The organism is Acinetobacter lactucae, from assembly GCF_001605885.1.
GTDB classification, from domain to species: domain Bacteria; phylum Pseudomonadota; class Gammaproteobacteria; order Pseudomonadales; family Moraxellaceae; genus Acinetobacter; species Acinetobacter lactucae.
Genome location: NZ_LRPE01000039.1, coordinates 145,304 through 163,181, shown reverse-complemented (window position 1 = coordinate 163,181; position 17,878 = coordinate 145,304). Strand labels below are relative to the sequence as shown.

The 17,878-nt window shown below is 38.0% G+C and carries 21 protein-coding genes; 14 read left to right on the top strand and 7 right to left on the bottom strand.

Going from position 1 to position 17,878, the window contains the following annotated elements; translation table 11 throughout:
* Window positions 1-66: 66 nt before the first annotated feature.
* From AWW73_RS16765 to AWW73_RS16730, 8 genes are all read left to right on the top strand, one after another.
* Window positions 67-1,488, top strand: coding sequence for a glutamate synthase subunit beta (locus tag AWW73_RS16765; RefSeq protein ID WP_062850217.1), 1,422 nt, complete (start codon window positions 67-69; stop codon window positions 1,486-1,488).
* 174 nt (window positions 1,489-1,662) lie between these two features.
* Window positions 1,663-2,550 (top strand): metal-dependent hydrolase, encoded by an 888-nt coding sequence (locus AWW73_RS16760; protein ID WP_062850216.1) that lies wholly within the window; start codon window positions 1,663-1,665, stop codon window positions 2,548-2,550.
* Between the two features lie 130 nt (window positions 2,551-2,680).
* Window positions 2,681-3,271: a LemA family protein gene (locus AWW73_RS16755; RefSeq protein ID WP_039765214.1), complete on the top strand. Its 591-nt coding sequence runs from the start codon at window positions 2,681-2,683 to the stop codon at window positions 3,269-3,271.
* A gap of 21 nt (window positions 3,272-3,292) precedes the next feature.
* Entirely contained in the window at window positions 3,293-4,375 is a 1,083-nt protein-coding gene (locus tag AWW73_RS16750; protein ID WP_062850215.1) for a TPM domain-containing protein, read from the top strand.
* Window positions 4,369-4,929 (top strand): TPM domain-containing protein, encoded by a 561-nt coding sequence (locus AWW73_RS16745; RefSeq protein WP_031949503.1) that lies wholly within the window; start codon window positions 4,369-4,371, stop codon window positions 4,927-4,929. Before AWW73_RS16750 ends, AWW73_RS16745 begins: the two co-directional genes overlap by 7 nt.
* Before the next feature lie 341 nt (window positions 4,930-5,270).
* A complete protein-coding gene (locus tag AWW73_RS16740; protein WP_062850214.1) occupies window positions 5,271-5,702 on the top strand; it encodes a pilin in 432 nt (143 codons plus the stop codon).
* A gap of 59 nt (window positions 5,703-5,761) precedes the next feature.
* Window positions 5,762-7,075: an O-antigen ligase family protein gene (locus tag AWW73_RS16735; protein WP_062850213.1), complete on the top strand. Its 1,314-nt coding sequence runs from the start codon at window positions 5,762-5,764 to the stop codon at window positions 7,073-7,075.
* A 103-nt stretch (window positions 7,076-7,178) separates the two neighbouring features.
* Window positions 7,179-8,807 (top strand): PglL family O-oligosaccharyltransferase, encoded by a 1,629-nt coding sequence (locus AWW73_RS16730; protein WP_062850212.1) that lies wholly within the window; start codon window positions 7,179-7,181, stop codon window positions 8,805-8,807.
* A gap of 43 nt (window positions 8,808-8,850) precedes the next feature.
* Here AWW73_RS16730 and bfr read toward each other — a convergent pair whose 3' ends face one another.
* Together bfr and AWW73_RS16720 are read right to left on the bottom strand one after the other, a co-directional pair.
* Complete coding sequence (gene bfr / locus AWW73_RS16725; RefSeq protein WP_016143648.1) at window positions 8,851-9,315, bottom strand: heteropolymeric bacterioferritin subunit Bfr; 465 nt, start codon at window positions 9,313-9,315, stop codon at window positions 8,851-8,853.
* Window positions 9,316-9,558: 243 nt separating this feature from the next.
* Entirely contained in the window at window positions 9,559-9,753 is a 195-nt protein-coding gene (locus AWW73_RS16720; RefSeq protein ID WP_000289091.1) for a bacterioferritin-associated ferredoxin, read from the bottom strand.
* Window positions 9,754-9,855: 102 nt separating this feature from the next.
* Here AWW73_RS16720 and AWW73_RS19330 point away from each other — a divergent pair, with 102 nt between their 5' ends.
* Entirely contained in the window at window positions 9,856-9,978 is a 123-nt protein-coding gene (locus tag AWW73_RS19330; RefSeq protein ID WP_408649495.1) for a hypothetical protein, read from the top strand.
* Here the strand turns inward: AWW73_RS19330 and AWW73_RS16715 are convergent.
* The 5 genes from AWW73_RS16715 to gmk form a co-directional block, all read right to left on the bottom strand.
* On the bottom strand, window positions 9,972-10,355 hold the full coding sequence (locus AWW73_RS16715) for a RidA family protein (RefSeq protein WP_002116996.1): 384 nt from the start codon (window positions 10,353-10,355) through the stop codon (window positions 9,972-9,974). The two genes, AWW73_RS19330 and AWW73_RS16715, sit on opposite strands and share 7 nt — an antisense overlap.
* A 146-nt stretch (window positions 10,356-10,501) precedes the next feature.
* Window positions 10,502-12,607, bottom strand: coding sequence for a RelA/SpoT family protein (locus tag AWW73_RS16710; protein WP_031949498.1), 2,106 nt, complete (start codon window positions 12,605-12,607; stop codon window positions 10,502-10,504).
* 15 nt (window positions 12,608-12,622) lie between these two features.
* A complete protein-coding gene (locus tag AWW73_RS18995; protein WP_155860466.1) occupies window positions 12,623-12,778 on the bottom strand; it encodes a hypothetical protein in 156 nt (51 codons plus the stop codon).
* A 38-nt stretch (window positions 12,779-12,816) separates the two neighbouring features.
* Complete coding sequence (gene rpoZ, locus AWW73_RS16705; protein ID WP_002116990.1) at window positions 12,817-13,095, bottom strand: DNA-directed RNA polymerase subunit omega; 279 nt, start codon at window positions 13,093-13,095, stop codon at window positions 12,817-12,819.
* A 72-nt stretch (window positions 13,096-13,167) separates the two neighbouring features.
* Window positions 13,168-13,797, bottom strand: coding sequence for a guanylate kinase (gmk, locus tag AWW73_RS16700; protein ID WP_002116973.1), 630 nt, complete (start codon window positions 13,795-13,797; stop codon window positions 13,168-13,170).
* Window positions 13,798-13,919: 122 nt separating this feature from the next.
* Between gmk and ispH the strand changes: the two genes are divergently transcribed.
* The 5 genes from ispH (at window position 13,920) to AWW73_RS16675 (ending at window position 17,872) form a co-directional block, all read left to right on the top strand.
* Entirely contained in the window at window positions 13,920-14,870 is a 951-nt protein-coding gene (ispH, locus tag AWW73_RS16695) for a 4-hydroxy-3-methylbut-2-enyl diphosphate reductase (RefSeq protein WP_016143645.1), read from the top strand.
* A gap of 170 nt (window positions 14,871-15,040) precedes the next feature.
* Entirely contained in the window at window positions 15,041-15,514 is a 474-nt protein-coding gene (locus AWW73_RS16690; RefSeq protein WP_031949497.1) for a pilus assembly FimT family protein, read from the top strand.
* The gene (gene pilV / locus AWW73_RS16685; protein WP_081409674.1) at window positions 15,508-16,068 is read left to right on the top strand and encodes a type IV pilus modification protein PilV; all 561 of its coding nucleotides are present in this window, start codon (window positions 15,508-15,510) and stop codon (window positions 16,066-16,068) included. Before AWW73_RS16690 ends, pilV begins: the two co-directional genes overlap by 7 nt.
* Window positions 16,068-17,069: a PilW family protein gene (locus tag AWW73_RS16680; RefSeq protein ID WP_062850210.1), complete on the top strand. Its 1,002-nt coding sequence runs from the start codon at window positions 16,068-16,070 to the stop codon at window positions 17,067-17,069. Before pilV ends, AWW73_RS16680 begins: the two co-directional genes overlap by 1 nt.
* Complete coding sequence (locus AWW73_RS16675) at window positions 17,066-17,872, top strand: PilX N-terminal domain-containing pilus assembly protein (protein ID WP_062850209.1); 807 nt, start codon at window positions 17,066-17,068, stop codon at window positions 17,870-17,872. The genes AWW73_RS16680 and AWW73_RS16675 overlap by 4 nt, the downstream gene beginning before the upstream one ends.
* Window positions 17,873-17,878 lie beyond the last annotated feature (6 nt).

Here is a 17,878-nt window from a genome sequence, read left to right as displayed (position 1 = left end):
CACGACTGCAAAGACATAGGCAGGTGCGGGCAACAAGGAAATCCGCGCCTACCCACGGAGAGAGACATGGCAGAACGCCTAAATAATGACTTTCAATTTCTGGATGTACCACGTCAAGATCCAGAGAAAAAAGATATTACTGTCCGCAAAGCAGAATTTGTGGAAATTTATAAACCTTTTACATCGGAAACTGTCACTAATCAGACTCACCGTTGTTTAGGCTGTGGTAACCCATATTGCGAATGGAAATGTCCTGTACATAACTACATTCCAAACTGGTTAAAACTGATCGCTGAAGGCCAAATTTTCCAAGCTGCTGAGCTTTGTCACCAAACGAACACGCTACCTGAGGTATGTGGTCGCGTATGTCCACAAGACCGTTTATGTGAAGGTGCTTGTACCTTAAATGATGGTTTTGGTGCAGTGACGATTGGTAATGCTGAAAAATATATCAATGATACAGCTTTTGCTTTGGGCTGGCGTCCAGATATGTCAGGCGTAAAATGGACTGACAAAAAAGTTGCAATTATTGGTGCGGGTCCAGCAGGTTTAGGCTGTGCGGATATTCTAGCTCGCGGTGGCGTTAAACCAGTTGTATTCGATAAGCGTCCTGAAATTGGTGGCTTACTTACATTCGGTATTCCAGAATTTAAAATGGAAAAAGATGTAATGAAACGCCGTCGTGAAATTTTCACAGGTATGGGCATCGAATTCCGTTTAAATACGGAAATTGGTAAAGACATCACGATTGATGAATTACTTGCAGAATATGATGCTGTATTCATGGGTATGGGTACTTACACCTACATGAAGGGTGGTTTCCCAGGTGAAGATCTTGATGGTGTTTATGATGCACTTGATTTCTTGATCTCTAACGTGAACCGTTGCCAAGGTTGGGAAAAAGACCCAAGTGAATACATCAGCTTAGATGGTAAAAAAGTAATTGTACTTGGTGGTGGTGATACCGCTATGGACTGTAACCGTACTTCTTTACGTCAAGGCGCTCACGATGTAACTTGTGCATACCGTCGTGATGAAAGCAACATGCCAGGCTCTGCGCGTGAAGTAAAAAATGCCTACGAAGAGGGTGTAAAATTCCTATTCAATCGTCAACCGATCGAGATTGTTGGTGAAAACGGCAAAGTAACAGGCGTAAAAGTGGTAACGACACAAATGGGTGAACCAGATAGTCGTGGCCGTCGTAGCCCTGAGCCAATCCCAGGTTCTGAAGAAGTATTACCAGCTGATGCAGTTTTACTTGCTTTCGGTTTCCGCCCAAGCCCAGCAGACTGGTTCGGTAATGTGAATATCAATCTTGATGGTTCAGGCCGTGTTGTGGCAGTTGAAAAGCAAGAATTCAAATTCCAGACCTCAAACCCGAAAATCTTTGCTGGTGGTGATATGGTACGTGGTTCAGATCTAGTCGTGACTGCGATTTGGGAAGGCCGTCAAGCTGCCGAAGGCATTTTGGACTATCTTGGTGTTTAATAAAGCCATTTGTTAAAAGACAATAAAAAAGCCTACTTCAAGTAGGCTTTTTTATTGTCTACCATTAGTCACTTTGATGTTTTTGGCAAATATAATAAGCTTTTTTGCCCTTTTTAGCTTTTTAAGCTCGCGACATACTCGAAACTTCCTTCTTCAATACAATAGGTGTTGAATATGAACATGGCAGGTATGACGGCAGAAAAATCATATTTAAATCGTCGAAAAGCGTTGGGTATTACAGTGCGTCGTCTTGAATTTAATCCCAAAGCGATCAAGCGGCACTATTTTGCAAATTCACCTCTCATGTCGCATTTTTTAACTGCACTTTCATCGACGTTTCCAGTGGGTGAGCAATTTTTTGTAAATAGCGTACGTAACGTACGTGATAAAGTTTCAGATCCTCAGCTACAAGCACAAATTGCGGCTTTTATTGGGCAAGAGGCCATGCATTCCAAAGCACATGGCGAATTTAATGAAGCGTGGCGACGTGATGATTATAATCTGGACAGTTTTCAAAATTGGCTAAATCAGCGCGATAAATATTTAAGAACAATTCCACCTAAGCTGCAATTGGCATTGACCTGTGCATTTGAGCATTTCACTGCTTTACTTGGGGGATATATATTGCAGCATCCAGAGCTATTAAGAACGCTAGATGAAGATGCGCTAAAACTTTGGGTATGGCATGCGATTGAAGAAATTGAACACCGTTCGGTCGCATTTGATGTCTATCAACATGTATATGGTGATGATCGTATCCGTCGTTTATTGATGCGTAGTGTCACTACAGGATTTGCGAGTCTCGCTTTTTATGGGACAACACGTTTATTTTGGCAAGATAAATGGAACAGTTTACCTAAAATTGGAGGGAATTTATTTGGATTGTACTTGCTGGCTAAGATGCTCGTTCAGTTAATGCCTGAATATTTCGTATATTACAAAAAAGACTTCCATCCGGGTCAAAAAGATTATGGCAGGATGGTTAATTATTGGAAAAGCTCTTTAGCAGAAGAACATCAAATGGCAAGCTTTGAACAAGAAAAACATCAAAGATTGAGCTAATAGATAACCGGATTTAAAAATCCGGTTTTTTAAAATCAATAAAATAAAAGCAACACAATATTGCCAAATTCATCATACAATCAGGTAAAGAGGTTAAAAATATAAAGAAAAACTTGAGGATAATGTGACGATGAAAATGTTGAAACAATTTGCGATCGCAACAACACTTGCCAGTACCTTACTGTTTTCGGGATGTGGCTATAACACTCTACAAGTAAAAGATGAGGCTGTAACAGCAGCGTGGTCTGAAGTACAAAACCAATATCAACGTCGATCAGATTTGGTACCAAACCTTGTGAACGTAGTGAAAGGCTATGCTAAGCACGAAGAGCAAGTATTAACCGAAGTAACTCAGGCACGTTCTAATGTTGCAGGTTTAAAAGTTGATAAAGAAGTTTTAGAAGATCCCGCTTTACTTGAAAAATATCAACAGGCTCAAAGTCAATTAACAGGGGCATTATCTCGACTCATTGCTGTTTCGGAAAATTACCCAGACTTGAAAGCCAATACTCAATTCCAAGAATTACAAGTTCAGCTTGAAGGTACTGAAAACCGTATTGCTGTTGCACGTAATCGTTATATTACAACAGTACAAGACTATAACTCATATGTGCGTCAGTTCCCGCAGGCAGTAACAGCAAAAGTAATTGGTATGCATCCAAAAGCCAATTTCTCTGCAGAAGCATCTGCTCAACAGGCTCCAAAAGTTTCTTTTGATTAATTTAAATCAAGGAAGTGCCGTATGAGAGATACTCTATTGCTTCAATCAAAGCAAATTAAGGTCTTTATTTCGACCTTGATTTTGCTGTGTTGTGGTGTTCTTTTTCAGAATACGGCATGGAGTGAAAGTAATATTGCAACTGCTACGGATGAGACTGATACAGTAGTTGCTGGCAAACTTATTCAAAAGCAACAAACTCAAGCTTCTGCAACTAAACTAGAGGGGCAAGCTGCTTCAAGTGCTGCGCCTCAAGTCCAAGTTGCTAATGATATGGCTGATGGTGAATCAATTCGTGGTTTGCCAACTTTAAACCAGCCTGTGATTGATCAAGCCAATATCTTAAGCGAGGCTGAGAAGCAGCAACTTGATCAAAAAATTCTAAGTTTATACCAACAAGGCAAAGCGCAGATTGGTATTGTGATTGTTCCCACAACTGGTCAAGAAGATATCTTTGATTATGCATTACGTGTTGGTGAAAAGTGGCAATTAGGTTCAGCTAAACGTGACAATGGATTACTGATTGCAGTCGCTGTAAATGACCGCCGTATACAAATACTAACTGGTTATGGCTTAGAAGGCGTGTTGCTTGATATTGTGGCAAGTCGGATTATTCGAAACCAAATTACACCTTATTTTAAACAAGCTCAATATGCACAAGGTCTGAGTGCAGGTCTTGATGAAATCGGAAGAATTTTAAATCTTGACCCAGAAGTAGCTCAGCAAGCTGCGCAAGATTTAAAAGAACGTCAGCATCGAGCTGCTGAAGAACAACAGGCGAAGCAAACAACGCTGACAATGTCTTTATTTATTCTTGTTGCTGGAATTGTGGGCTCATTTATTGTCGGTCGTCCGCTTAGTGCATCTACAGCAGGTGTTGCTGCCGCGGTAGCAGGTTTTGTAAATGGCGCAGGGCTAGTCACTAGCTTACTACTTGGTTTTGGTATTTTCTTTTTACTCATTACTTCTATTGCCCAACTTATTTTACAGGCTATTTTAAGTGGTTCTGGTGGCGGTGGACGCGGAGGTGGCTTCGGCGGAGGTGGCGGAGGCTATGGCGGCGGCGGAGGCCGTTTTGGCGGAGGAGGTGCTTCAGGCTCATGGTAACAACATCAGAAACAACACAAATTATTACTCAGCCCAAAATTGAGGAATCTGTAGAACCTAGCCTAAAGCGTTGGTTCAAGCATTTTTGTTACTTGCCAGCCAGTAGCCGATATTTTTCAAAACAAGATAAAGAAGCTATTGCTGATGCTGTACAGCAAGCAGAACATGGGCATGCTGGGGAAATACAGGTTGTAATTGAAGGCCATATTCCGGTGTCACAAGCCTATAGACAAAATACCCGTTTAAGAGCACAGCAATTATTTGCAGAATTAGGTGTTTGGGACACTGCATTAAATAGTGGCGTATTGTTATACCTAAATTTATGTGAACGGACAGTAGAGATCGTATTTGATCGTGGTATTCGAAATGCGACTAACGAGCAAGTCTGGCAACAGATTTGTGAGGCAATAGTACAAAAGCTTAAACAAAAAGAATATCAACAGGCCGTAGTAATTGGCGTACAACAAATTGGAGAGGTGATGTCACGGTTTTATGATGAAAATATGCCTGATCAATCCAATGAGTTGGGTAATACTCCGATTATTCTTAATTAATTAGCCTTGTAACATGCCTATACTAGCTAATTTTTTTAATTTTAAAGGTGACTGACAAAAAATGTCACTTATTTATTCATTTTTAAAGAGATTTTATTCACAAAAACAAATATAAAATTTGAAGTGGGTAATTTGTTTTTTTTAATTTGTGATTTGGTTTTATAAAAAGCTCTATGACATTTTTTGTCAATTATTTACATCGATTTTATATTTAATATTTATTGAAATAAAATAACTTATTGTTTTTTAATTAGAATAAAAGTTGGCATGGATGCTGCAATATAGTTGATAGCTGAAAAAGCTTATATAAAAACATACATACAATCTTTGGGGAAAAGGCTATGAATGCACAAAAAGGTTTTACATTAATTGAACTCATGATCGTAGTTGCCATTATTGGTATTTTGGCAGCAATTGCGATTCCACAGTATAGTAAGTATCAAGCAAAATCTAAATTAACAGCAAGTTTGTCAGAGATTTCAGCAGGTAAAACTGTAGCAGAAGAGCGAATTAATAATGGAGAAGCAGTTACCCTAACTGATCTTGGTCTTCAAGCAACTACATCAAATTGTGATATTGCTGTAACTGGTTTTGCAGCTGGTAGTGGTGCGGGAACTATTGCATGTACAGTTAAAAATGCTCCTTCTCAAGTTACAGGTGCAGTAATGACTTGGACAAGAGTTGGTGCAACTGGAATTTGGACTTGTGCCACTACAGGTATTACAGATACAAATAATAAAGCACTTGCTCCTAAAGGATGTGCTGCATCTTAATATTAAGATAAATAAAAAAGAGAGGTTTGGGCCTCTCTTTTTTATTGAAGAAAATAAAAATGTTAAAAAACAAAATACAATTCCTCTTAATAGCAATTTATCTAATTGTGGCATTACTGGGTTATCAAATTGATTGGTCTGTCTTTCAATATGATGAGCTTCGCCTATTACAATTCCCCTTAGCATTATCTGCTTTATCAGTTTTAATCTTTACAAAAAAAATAGAATATTCAATTTTCACTCAAACTATTTTTTTTCTAATTGGTGTATTAACTGCTATACAGATAACAACTTATAGTATTTTTCAGTTTCAAGAGCTTTGGTCTGCGATAACATTATTATTTATATTTTCTGCTTTGACATATGAGTTAAGGAATATAAAAAATATAGAACATGGCCTAGCATTAATCGTCGTTTCAGCATTTATTCCTTGTTTATTTATTTGTGTTTCTATCGCTAATTTTATTTTATATAAACAATGGTTTGATTGGCAATTTAACTCTGGCACGATTCGAATTTATGACAGTGTTATCGTACCTATATTCTTTTTTCTAATTTTTTTAAAAAATAAAAATTACCCTTATTTCGATTACTTTTATCCATTTGCTATTTTCTTTTTTGCTCTAGCATGGTTTTTTGACGGAGCCAGATCCGCTTTACTTGCTGTAGCCACAGGATTGTTGTTTTTCTTTATATACTATCAAGAAAATCGAAAGCTCATTTTGCAAAGCTGTATTTACATTTTTTTAGCTTTTTTAATTTATAAAACTACGATTTATTTCGCTGATAAAAATACTATGACCGTAATGAGAGTGGGGACATCCATGCGTGCAGAGATGTGGAGTTTCGTTTTTGAGCAATGGAAAGAGAGGCCATGGTCTGGAGTGGGAGGAGGATATCTCTCAGAAATCCAATATAAATATGGACATCACATGCATAACTTATATTTAAGATTAATTTTTGAATGGGGAGTCGTTGGATTTATTTTTTTAGTTTGGATGATATATCAAATTGTCAGGTTGCTTAGAGATAAGAATGTTTTACCTATTGCGAAAGCTGGCTTAGCTGCAATTCTACTTGATGCGATGTTCTCAGGAAGTATGGTTTATCCCGCTTCACAAATGGCCTGTATATTATTCTTAGCATTTGCTTTTTCTCAACGGCAGCAGTCTAAAGAATATTTGAAATATTCTTATAGAGTGACAAAACTATTAATTGGTTTGTGGGGAGCTTTATTTTTGTATATTACGATCATGTATTTAGGACAAGATTTAATGTGCTGGGGGGGTGGTAGTTATGTCGGAAGGATGGCACCAAATTTTTGGTTTTATGGTGGAGCCGAACATCTCATTCCCGCTGATCAGATTCCCTAACAATATGTTGTGTGAATGCAAAAGAGTCATACATAGGGAATCTAAACGGTTCCTTGATGTTCCATGTATAATTCTCTCAAATTTTGATCTTTAACCTATCGCTATGCAAGTATTCTTCCTATTCCTCGCTGCAATCCTGTTGGGTTTTGCATGGTTGTCTCCATTCCACTATAGCCCTTGGGTCATGTTTTCAAGTGAAGTGAGTACATTCGGGACTGGGTTGTGCCTATTAGCCGCCCTAATTCAACAAAATATTAAAATTCCTAGGCCACAATTATTTTTGTTGCCATTTACTTTAATTCCTATGGTGCAGTGGGGCTTCGGTCTAGTTTTTGATTTAAGTACGGCATTATTGAGTACGTTTTATTTGTTAGGTTTTTGGTTCATGGTCTTGGCAGGTTACAACCTATCTTTAGATCAACAAAAGAGAGATCAGATTTTTTCAGGTTTTAGCTTATTAATCATTATTGCATCACTATTAACCAGCCTTATATCAATTTCCCAGTGGCTAAATATTGAATCACATTTAATTTATACCCTTCATCTGATTGGTAACCGTCCTTACGGTAATTTTGGTCAACCCAACAACATGGCAACTTTTTTAATTATTGGGTTGTTAGGATGTTTATACTTATATGAAAAGAATAAAGTAACTCTATGGTTATTATTGCCTTCAGCATTGATTATTTTGTTTACGATCGCATTGAGTCAGTCACGTACCTCATGGATTGTTTTTCCATTCTTATTTATCTACTGGATGGTTAAACAATTTGGAAAACAAAAAAGATTTGGATTTGTTCAGGGGTTTTTGTGGTGTGTAGGTTTTTTTGTAATAGCCGGTGTAGTTCTGCCATTTGCTACTAGTTTAATTGAAGCATGGTCAAGTACAGATGTAACCCAATCAAGTAGTTTGGTTGAAAGAGCAAGTTCAGGATATTTGCGTTTTAATATCTGGACACAAATGTTACTTGCTGTACAGCAGCACCCTTGGTTGGGTTATGGTTGGAATCAAACCAGTGTGGCACAAATGACGGTTTATCATGCTTTGCCAACAGGAGAGTGGACCACTAGTGCTCATAATGTACTACTTGATTTAATCATCTGGAATGGTATTCCACTGGGCGCTGTAATCATTACCTACTTTGCTTGCTGGTTTATGTGGTTAAACCAACAAGCTAAAAATACTATCTCGATTATAGCGATTATGATGGTCTGTACCGTGCTTATTCATGCTATGTTAGAGTTCCCACAACGCTATGCCTATTTCTTGCTTACTTGTGGGTTCCTACTGGGTATTGTTCAAGCACAGACTCCTGTACTTAAAGGAATCATTCTTAGTAAGTATGTTCTCCGCTTATCATGGGGTGTAAGTTTGTTGCTTATTATTGCGATTTTACGTGATTATAATGTCTATGTTTTAAATAGTAATTTGCTCTTTAATAATAAGCGTCCAAATGCTGAATTTATGGGAAGTGGTAAAATTTTTGTTTTAACGCAGTTTGAGCAGCGTTTAAAGTGGATTGAACTTAATCCCCAAAATATTTTATCTGAAGGTGATTTGGTTGAATGGGAAAATTTTGTAAAAAATAAGCCTACTCCATATAACTTGCGTAAGTACGCAAAATTGCTGGCTTATAATGGAAAAGTAGAGCAGGCACAGCAGCAAATATTTATTTTACAGCGTCTCTATAAACAAAAAATAACGCTACCAGAGTTATTAAAAGAGAAGTAATAAAAAAATCCCCTTGTACTCAAGGGGATTTTTATATAAAAAATTACATTTGGCTCTGGATATAGTTTTCAATACCCACACTACCAATAAGATCAATTTGAGTATCTAACCAGTCCCAATATTCTTCTTCTTTTTCTAAAATTTCTTGAACAAGGTCACGGGTGACATAGTCTTGCTCTGTTTCAGCTAAAGCAACCGCTTTTTGAATTGCCTCTATATTTTCTTTTACTTTACGAATGTCACAGTGCAGAACTTCTTCTGTATGTTGACCAATATAAAGCTTGCCTAAATGCTGAAGGTTAGGTAGACCTTCTAAAAATAAAATACGTTCAATGATTTTATCAGCATGTTTCATTTGACGAATTGATTCTTTATATTCAGCAGAACCAAGTTGCTCAATTCCCCAGTCATTAAACATGCGTGAATGCAAAAAGTATTGATTAATTGCAGTTAAATGATGATACAGCACTTGATTGAGCTGATTAATGACATCACGATTGCCTTTCATTGTAGCTACTCCAAAACAATTTCTGCCTCAAACTTAATTAAGGCAATCTATAAATCCATTTTAGTGAACAATCATAGAGATGGCGAGTAATTTATGGAACAGCAAATGAAAATCGCAATCAAAAACAACACAATATTAGAAAGAAGGTTTTTATGCCAAAAAAAACCGCTTGAATGTGGAACTATGAACGTTCCGCAAAAAGCGGTGGAGGAGTCAATAAATTTTGTTAAATATTCATTTTTATTATGCAGCTACAGAAATGCGAGCAGCGATTTCTGCTAATTCTTCGCTAATGATAGCGCGAGCTTCTGGTGCACAGCGTCCACAGCATGTACCAAGATCAAGCAAGTCGCGAATTTCACGATAGCTTTCAGCGCCATTTTCGATAGCGTCTTTAATATCCTGATCAGTAATGCCACGACACAAGCAAACGTACATGGGAGTGATCCCCAAATATAAATGCGATAATTGATATTATTGATAATTATTATCGTTTGTCAATGAAATTCATTTAAAATCTCATTTATCCTTATTGGGATTTTGGATAAAAAAAGACCACCTAAGCGGAAATCTAAGAAGAAATTAGATTTTTACACAAAGGTGGTTCATATTTTTAAAACCAAATATTTAGAGCTAGATATTTTGATTTTTATATCTTATTGATTAATAATTACAATTCCATCCATTTCAACTAATGCACCTTTTGGTAAGCTTGCTACACCAAGAGCTGCACGTGCAGGGTAGGGTTGAGCAAAATATTCACCCATGATTTGGTTTACAAGTTGGAAATTTGATAGGTCAGTTAAAAAAATATTGAGTTTAGCAATATCTGCAAGTGAACCACCAGCAGCTTCACAAACTGCTTTTAAATTATCAAATACACGGCGAATTTGAGCTTCAATACCTTCTACAAGTTCCATACTGTATGGGTCTAAACCAATTTGCCCTGAAAGATATAGCGTATTATCTACTAAAATAGCTTGAGAATAGGTGCCGATAGCAGCAGGGGCATTTTCAGTATGAATGACTTGGCGGGACATTTGGTTCTCCTTGATTAAATCTATTTCCATCATAATCGATGATAGCTTTGGACAAAAGTATCATCGATTTAATTGATTAAGTGGATTTGGAAAGTTTGATTTTGTTAAGGAAACAAAAATTTATAGCCAATAGTCTCTATAAAGTCTTAGCTTACTTTTGAAATTTCCATTTGTGGAGCAGGGGCATCTAAACGTTCAATACGTGGGAAACCATAGTGCATGCGTAAATCACGAATGACTTTTGCAATGTGCTTACGGTTATTCACTACAATATTCACAAAAGTTCTTTGCTCATTTGAGTGAACCATCTCTACCCCAGCGTTATTTTTACGACATTGATAAATCAGATCTGATACCTGTTCATCATTCATCGTCATATAAATAGCAAGGTAGGCAGTAAAACGGACATCATCTACATCATCTGCTTTCCATTGAAGCGGCATGATATTTTCAGGGTGTAGATGTTGTTCATGTAGTAAGTTATGACAGCGGATGCGATGCACAATTAATCCACGACGTGTTAAGTGTCCTTGAATTGGATCGCCTAAAATTGGATTGCAGCAGTGTGCATATTTAACGTCGACTCCTTCAGTGCTTTGAATAAGTCGATCTGAGTTTTCTACTTGTGGGTGTTTATCATGCGCAAACAGGTGATTTGCTACAAGTTGAGGTAATAAATCACCAACCGCAATTTGTTCAAACAATGTATTTTTATTATCGATATGACGCCATTGCAATAGATCTAGCCAGTCGGCTTCAGAAAGATCATTGATTGAACGATTAAAGAGTTTCAGTGCACGAGAAAGGGCTTGTGCTCCAACTAGACGTTGTTCTTCGATATCTTGATCTTTAAGCACATGCTGTAAAGCACGACGAGCTTTCTGCGTATTAATAAAACTTAGCCAGTCTGGGTTCGGTGTAGCTAAAACATCTGTAATAATCTCAATAACCTGACCGCTAACTAATGGGGTAGAAAGTGGTTTAATCTCACCATCGACTTTTGCGCCAACGGCATGGTTACCTAAAAATAAACTTGCTGAATAAGCAAAATCAACTACGGTAGCACCTTGTGGTAGCTCATGCAGTTGACCATGCGGTGTATATACCCAGATTTTTTCTTGGTGTAAGTAATCAAGTAAATCATTGAAAGTTGTTTTAGCACATTCGCCATCAATTAATGTATTTAGGTTCTGCATTGAAGCCTGAATGGCAGAGCGACAAGTTTGCGGCGCATTTTCGCCTAACACGACACCAAAACGAGCAGCTTTACGCATCAACTCGGTTTGAATAGTAAGAGATAGCGTCGTTTTTTCGCCTTTAAGTTTAATCAGTAAAGACTGGTTGCCGCCGGGTAATGGGCGACGAATATGGTCCTGATACTGGATAACCTGAAAGTTTTCTCTTAATGCTTCTACCAAGCGGTCACAGTCGGCAATAGACTGTAAAACGATTTCAAAAGCATGACTATGGGTAAGCTCTTGGAGATCCATCTCGTTTTTAACGAAATGGCGTAATAATTCGATATTATTATTTTTCTTTTTAATACGGCCTTGAATATGATAATTATGCAGAAGTTCAGCGAGGTTTTGTTCCCAAATACTTTGATATTTACATCGTTCTGGTTTTGTTTGAAGCAGCGCATTTTGAACGTTATCAAACATATCTAGATCAAGGTTTTGATAACAGAGATTCTCTAGATTATCGCCCATTTCATTCATGCCGACTAATCTTGCCATCGGTACAAATATATCAAAAGTCTCTTGAGCAATACGGGCACGTTTATCTGGACGTAAAGCACCTAGAGTTGTCATATTATGATAGCGATCTGCTAATTTAATAATGATGACACGTGGATCTTGTAAGGTCGCTTGCAAGATTTTTCGGAATGAAGCTGCCTTGTTATATTCTTTATCGCTTGATTGGCTAAGTTTGGTTACACCATCGACTAACTCAGCAACGGTTAGACCAAATTTCTCAATAATATCTTCTTTTGTATATTGAGTATCTTCAATAACATCATGCAAAAGTGCTGCCATTAAAGTCTCAGCATCTAAACGCATGTTTGCAAGGATGCAGCTTACCGCAATCGGGTGCAAAATATAAGGTTCGCCACTTTTACGTGTAATGCCAGTGTGCGCTAGATCGGCAAAATCGCAGGCAGCAAGCACTTTTTCGACTTCGCTTACCGATAAGTAAGGGTCGATAATTAATTTGAGCTGTTGCTTGGCTTGGCTGACCTCTTCGCCTGGCATAAATCACCCTTTTTCCTATTGCTGAAAAACTAAATCTATCTGCTTCTTAATGAAAAGCATATTGCGGAACTTGTCAAATTTTTCATTTGAAAAAGTGTATTTTTTTTTCAATGAAAATAATTGCTTTTCCCAATATGTTTGAATATGTCGCAAAGCCAAATAAAAAACCATCGCAAAAAAACGATGGTTTTTTTATGAAACAGAGTGAATTAGAAAGAAAAACCTTCTAAATTCAAGCTGTTTGTAGAAAGGGCAAGATCAAGACTAGAAGTTTGGTAATCTTGCTCACGTTGTTTAAGAATTTCTTTCGTAACGTGCCCTGCCGCGATTTCGCGCAAAGAAACTACAGTTGGTTTGTCGTTATCCCATTCTACAGTTGGCTCCATGCCTTGACGTGCCAATTGACGAGCACGTTTACTTGCAACGAGCACAAGCTCAAAACGGTTGTCTACATGATCTAAACAATCTTCAACGGTGACGCGTGCCATAAAAGTTCTCGTTTTGGAATGGTGAATTTGAACAGACTAAATAGTATAAAAGGCTTTCGATCTAGACTCAAGTTATTCCTGTTTTGGTTGAGGAGTAATCAAGTCTTGGATTAATGTTTGATGACGTTTTGCTTGCTGAGATAGCACTAAACGGTTCGCTGTAATCACAGCTTCAAGCTCATGTAAGGCTTTATTAAAATCATCATTGATAATGATGTAATCAAAGTTCGTGTAGTGCTGCATATCTTCTACTGCACAGCTTAAACGATGCTCAATGACTTCAACTGAGTCAGTGCCGCGATTAGATAAACGCTGACGCAGATCAAATTGAGTCGGAGGTAAAATAAATATTTGTTTGGATTCAGGGAAAAGTTTGCGTACTTGTTCTGCACCTTGCCAATCAATTTCAAGTAAGACATCGTGTCCTTGAGCTAACTGTTGTTTTACAGTAGCTTGAGAAGTTCCATAGTAGTTACCAAATACTTCAGCGTATTCGATAAAACCATCATGGTTGACTTGGTCTAGGAATTCATCTTTTGTAGTGAAGTGATAGTGAACACCATCTAACTCACCGGGACGTTGACCTCGGGTTGTATGCGAGACTGAAACATGTAAATTGCTCACACGGTCAAGCAGGGCTTTTACCAAAGATGTTTTGCCCGTTCCTGATGCAGCAGAAACGACAAACAATAGACCCGACATGATATTTTTCCTGATATGATAAAATATCTTCGCTATTGTAGTGTACCGTGCGTTTAAACTGAATAGTTTTAATTGCAAATATTCAAGAGAAATTCCCCTGTTTTATTAATTTTGAGGCTGTTATGGAAATTGTGTTAGCTAATCCGCGTGGTTTTTGTGCCGGTGTTGATCGAGCCATAGCAATCGTCAATCGGGCTTTGGAATGTTTCAACCCTCCTATTTATGTACGTCATGAAGTTGTACACAATAAATTTGTGGTTGATGACTTACGTCAGAGAGGGGCCGTTTTTGTTGATGAGCTAGATCAGGTTCCAGATGACTCAATTGTAATTTTTAGTGCGCACGGTGTTTCAAAAGCAGTTCAACAAGAAGCTGAACGCCGAGGTTTAAAAGTTTTCGATGCAACTTGTCCTTTAGTGACTAAAGTTCATATTGAAGTGACTAAATATGCGCGTGAAGGTACTGAAGCTATTTTAATTGGTCATGAAGGGCACCCAGAAGTCGAAGGCACAATGGGTCAATATGACAAATTAAAAGGCGGTGATATTTATCTGGTTGAAGATGAAGAAGATGTTGCTGCACTTACCGTACGACATCCTGAAAAACTTGCATTTGTCACACAAACAACGCTTTCTATTGATGATACAGCTAAAGTGATTGATGCTCTGCGTGCTAAATTTCCGCATATTCAGGGTCCACGTAAAGATGACATTTGCTATGCTACTCAAAACAGACAAGATGCTGTGCGTGATTTAGCTGAAAAGTGCGATGTGGTATTGGTTGTGGGTTCACCTAACTCATCAAATTCAAATCGATTGCGTGAGCTTGCAGAACGTATGGGTAAAGCTGCTTACCTTGTAGATAATGCTGATCAGTTAGAGCAGTCATGGTTCAATGAGACTTGCAAGATTGGTGTTACCGCTGGTGCTTCTGCGCCAGAAATCTTGATTAAACAAGTTATTCAACGTTTACAAGATTGGGGTGCTCAAGCACCGAAAGAATTAGAAGGGCGCGAAGAGAACATAACCTTTAGTCTTCCTAAAGAATTACGCATTCATGTAACTCAAGCATAAAGTGTGACTTATTTAACATACTGATTTTAAAAAGTTAAACAGATAATTGTTGATATGACAGTTATCTGTTTTTTTATACCCTTTATCTGCTTTGTATTTTTTTTGTAAACATAAAGCGTAAAATTTAATTAATAAATAAAAAATTTTTAAGTTTATTTGGGGTTCTGGGGATGAGGGGAATTATTCCGCAAGACGGGTTCACCTTAGTTGAGCTTATGGTGACGATTGCGGTCATGGCTATTATCGCGATGATGGCCGCGCCATCTATGTCGAATTTATTAGAAAGCAAACGATTAGATGAAAATCAACGAGACCTGATCAATACTTTGTCGGAAGCAAAGACTCAAGCGATACTTGGTCGACAAGATGTATCCATTAATCTGAATTCAACAGCCTCAAATACACCAACTTCTTTTAATTGGAAAGCTGCTTCCAATAGCACTCTTGAGCTTAAAAATATCGCTGCTAACGGTACACAGAGCTCATCAACAGCGACGACTTTAACTTTTAATGCAAATGGAGTGGTAACTAATATTACCCAAGATACACTTTTATCTATTTGTAATTCAAAAACAAATAAAAAGAAAATTCTTATTTTAACAAAGCTTGGCACATTAATTTTTAAAGCTGAGGAGACATGCTAATGCGGAGCTCTAAACAAAAAGCTCAAGTTGGGGTGGGTTTATTAGAAGTGTTGGTTGCCTTAATTTTACTTGCGGTAGGGGTTTTAGGATATGTTGCCTTGCAAGTCCGGGCTATGGATGCTTCTTCAGAAGCATTAAGCAAATCTCAAGCCATGATGATTATGAGAGGATTAGCAGAAAACATTCGCGTAAATAGTGCTCAAGCTAGTCAATATCCTGCGTTTGTTCGTAGTTATAGCAATTATTCATCTACTACCGCAGCTCCGACTTCCTGTTTCAATTCAGCTTGTACACCTTCTCAACTTGCCCAATTTGATGCATATCAAGCAGCAAGAAATGCTGATCAACTTGGCATGAAAATCACAATGACAAATTGCCCTGGGGTTACAAGCACAATGGCCCAGCAGAGACAATGTCTGTTTGTTTTTTGGGGAAAAACCTCTCCGGTAATTACAACAACTGAAGGAGTCACTAGCGCGGATGTGTCGAGTTGTATGAGTACAGATGGTGTATATACCAATAATTCAAATTGTTTGATGATGGAGACATATTAATGGCTCACTCATTTGTATCGTGGAAACAACGGGGCTTTACATTAATTGAGCTTATGGTTGCATTGGCTTTAGGCCTAATTTTAGTAGCTGCAGCAACTCAATTATTTATTGGTGGACTTTTATCAAGCCGTCTACAAAAAGCAAATGCTGAAATACAAGATAGCGGTATTTTTGGTTTGGAATATATTGCCCGTGATATACGCCTTCTAAATTATGGAAATGTAACCAACCCAATATTAACTGATATGACGCCTTGGGGCGGCGTTGTGCTAACTGGTTCAACAGCAACTAATAATAACACTGTTAATTTTGTCCCTAATGTCGGAGCAAATACTTATATTGCTAACACATTACTCAGTCGTGGCGCAGGAGATACGGTAAGTACAGTGAGCAATCACTGGAAAGGTCTTTCAAATATACAGAACAGTTCAAATGCAGCTGTGCAAAGTGATCAATTGACTATTCAATTTATTGCGCCTACGAATATGACCAATTGTGAAGGTGTGAATGTACTTGCAGGAGATTTAATTGTAGAGCGTTATTTTTTACGTCTTGATAGCAATGGTAGTTCACAGCAAGATTATGCACTCGTATGTGATGCAAATACTCCCTCTATTGTAGCCACAGCTCAACCGACAACTATTGCTGGGTTAGGCGACGCTGGTCAAATTGTATTGCCGCGTATTGATCATTTTCATGTGCTGTTTGGTGCAAAAAATGCGGCTGGCAATTTTGCTTACTATACCATTCCCCAATATCGCGCTGCTGCACAGGCTGCCCGAGATGCCACACCATCTGTGATGCCGCCACGAATTCTTTCAATACAAATATCTGTATTAGCGCGCTCTACTAATAATGCCCAAAGCAAAGCAATAGATCCTGAGCAATCTTTTTTTATGTTAGATCAAACCGTGCATGCTTCTGATAATACAACTCGATTCTTACGCCGCACTTATAACTTAACAATTGCTCTACGCAACGCGATGGGGGAAAGTCTATGACCCATTTAATTCATAAAAGTAGATCTAAGGAAAAAGGGGCAACCCTTATTGTTGTGCTTATTATTTTATTGATTGTTATTTCTGTAGGCGTTTTAGCAATAAGAGTGGCTATTGTTTCTTTAAAAGTTGCTACCAATAGCCAAGTTAGCCAATTAAATTTTCAGTCATCTGACACACCTTTAGAACTCATTGTGCAGATGAATCCTACCACCCTAACTAATATTACTAATGTGATTGGGGCGGCGCTGAAAGAGCACGAAAGTAACCCCGGTGCGGAATACAACTTTTGTTATAAGCCTGTTTCTACAACAAATTTTGCTCAGACCAGAGGTGCAAGTTTACTTCGAGCAGGAAGCGCTAATAATGCAGTCGTTGAAGATGGCGGCGTAGCGGGTTTCTGTGATTTAACAAGTGACTATGGAAGTAATCGCCAAGCAGTGGTTACTCAAGTTGCTGTAAGTATTCCAACAGATGCTGCTAGTGATATTCCAGGTTCAAATTTACCGCGAGGAACAAATACTTCGGAAGGTACACAACTTCCTAAAAGCATGCTATCTACGCAACGTATTCGAGTGATTACAACAGCTTTTTTACCAGCCTATGCATCTACCTCTATCGAAACTTTACAAAGAGATTGCTTAAGCACGAGTTCGGCAAAAATTAGCGACAATTTTGATACCGCTTTAACAGCTAAACAAACATTGGCGGAGTGTTTGGCAAATCATAACGTGCCTTTTAGTACTCAAGTTCAAGAATTTAACTATACCAATAAACTCACTCAAATTACGGCACCAGGTTCATAATGGGGA

What these genes read in the sequence shown, in the direction of transcription:
- AWW73_RS16765 (WP_062850217.1), top strand. Translation starts at nt 67, where the DNA reads ATGGCAGAACGCCTAAATAATGACTTTCAATTTCTGGATGTACCACGT.
- AWW73_RS16760 (WP_062850216.1), top strand. Translation starts at nt 1,663, where the DNA reads ATGAACATGGCAGGTATGACGGCAGAAAAATCATATTTAAATCGTCGA.
- AWW73_RS16755 (WP_039765214.1), top strand. Translation starts at nt 2,681, where the DNA reads ATGAAAATGTTGAAACAATTTGCGATCGCAACAACACTTGCCAGTACC.
- AWW73_RS16750 (WP_062850215.1), top strand. Translation starts at nt 3,293, where the DNA reads ATGAGAGATACTCTATTGCTTCAATCAAAGCAAATTAAGGTCTTTATT.
- AWW73_RS16745 (WP_031949503.1), top strand. Translation starts at nt 4,369, where the DNA reads ATGGTAACAACATCAGAAACAACACAAATTATTACTCAGCCCAAAATT.
- AWW73_RS16740 (WP_062850214.1), top strand. Translation starts at nt 5,271, where the DNA reads ATGAATGCACAAAAAGGTTTTACATTAATTGAACTCATGATCGTAGTT.
- AWW73_RS16735 (WP_062850213.1), top strand. Translation starts at nt 5,762, where the DNA reads ATGTTAAAAAACAAAATACAATTCCTCTTAATAGCAATTTATCTAATT.
- AWW73_RS16730 (WP_062850212.1), top strand. Translation starts at nt 7,179, where the DNA reads ATGCAAGTATTCTTCCTATTCCTCGCTGCAATCCTGTTGGGTTTTGCA.
- bfr (WP_016143648.1), bottom strand. Translation starts at nt 9,315, where the DNA reads ATGAAAGGCAATCGTGATGTCATTAATCAGCTCAATCAAGTGCTGTAT.
- AWW73_RS16720 (WP_000289091.1), bottom strand. Translation starts at nt 9,753, where the DNA reads ATGTACGTTTGCTTGTGTCGTGGCATTACTGATCAGGATATTAAAGAC.
- AWW73_RS16715 (WP_002116996.1), bottom strand. Translation starts at nt 10,355, where the DNA reads ATGTCCCGCCAAGTCATTCATACTGAAAATGCCCCTGCTGCTATCGGC.
- AWW73_RS16710 (WP_031949498.1), bottom strand. Translation starts at nt 12,607, where the DNA reads ATGCCAGGCGAAGAGGTCAGCCAAGCCAAGCAACAGCTCAAATTAATT.
- AWW73_RS18995 (WP_155860466.1), bottom strand. Translation starts at nt 12,778, where the DNA reads ATGGTTTTTTATTTGGCTTTGCGACATATTCAAACATATTGGGAAAAG.
- rpoZ (WP_002116990.1), bottom strand. Translation starts at nt 13,095, where the DNA reads ATGGCACGCGTCACCGTTGAAGATTGTTTAGATCATGTAGACAACCGT.
- gmk (WP_002116973.1), bottom strand. Translation starts at nt 13,797, where the DNA reads ATGTCGGGTCTATTGTTTGTCGTTTCTGCTGCATCAGGAACGGGCAAA.
- ispH (WP_016143645.1), top strand. Translation starts at nt 13,920, where the DNA reads ATGGAAATTGTGTTAGCTAATCCGCGTGGTTTTTGTGCCGGTGTTGAT.
- AWW73_RS16690 (WP_031949497.1), top strand. Translation starts at nt 15,041, where the DNA reads ATGAGGGGAATTATTCCGCAAGACGGGTTCACCTTAGTTGAGCTTATG.
- pilV (WP_081409674.1), top strand. Translation starts at nt 15,508, where the DNA reads ATGCTAATGCGGAGCTCTAAACAAAAAGCTCAAGTTGGGGTGGGTTTA.
- AWW73_RS16680 (WP_062850210.1), top strand. Translation starts at nt 16,068, where the DNA reads ATGGCTCACTCATTTGTATCGTGGAAACAACGGGGCTTTACATTAATT.
- AWW73_RS16675 (WP_062850209.1), top strand. Translation starts at nt 17,066, where the DNA reads ATGACCCATTTAATTCATAAAAGTAGATCTAAGGAAAAAGGGGCAACC.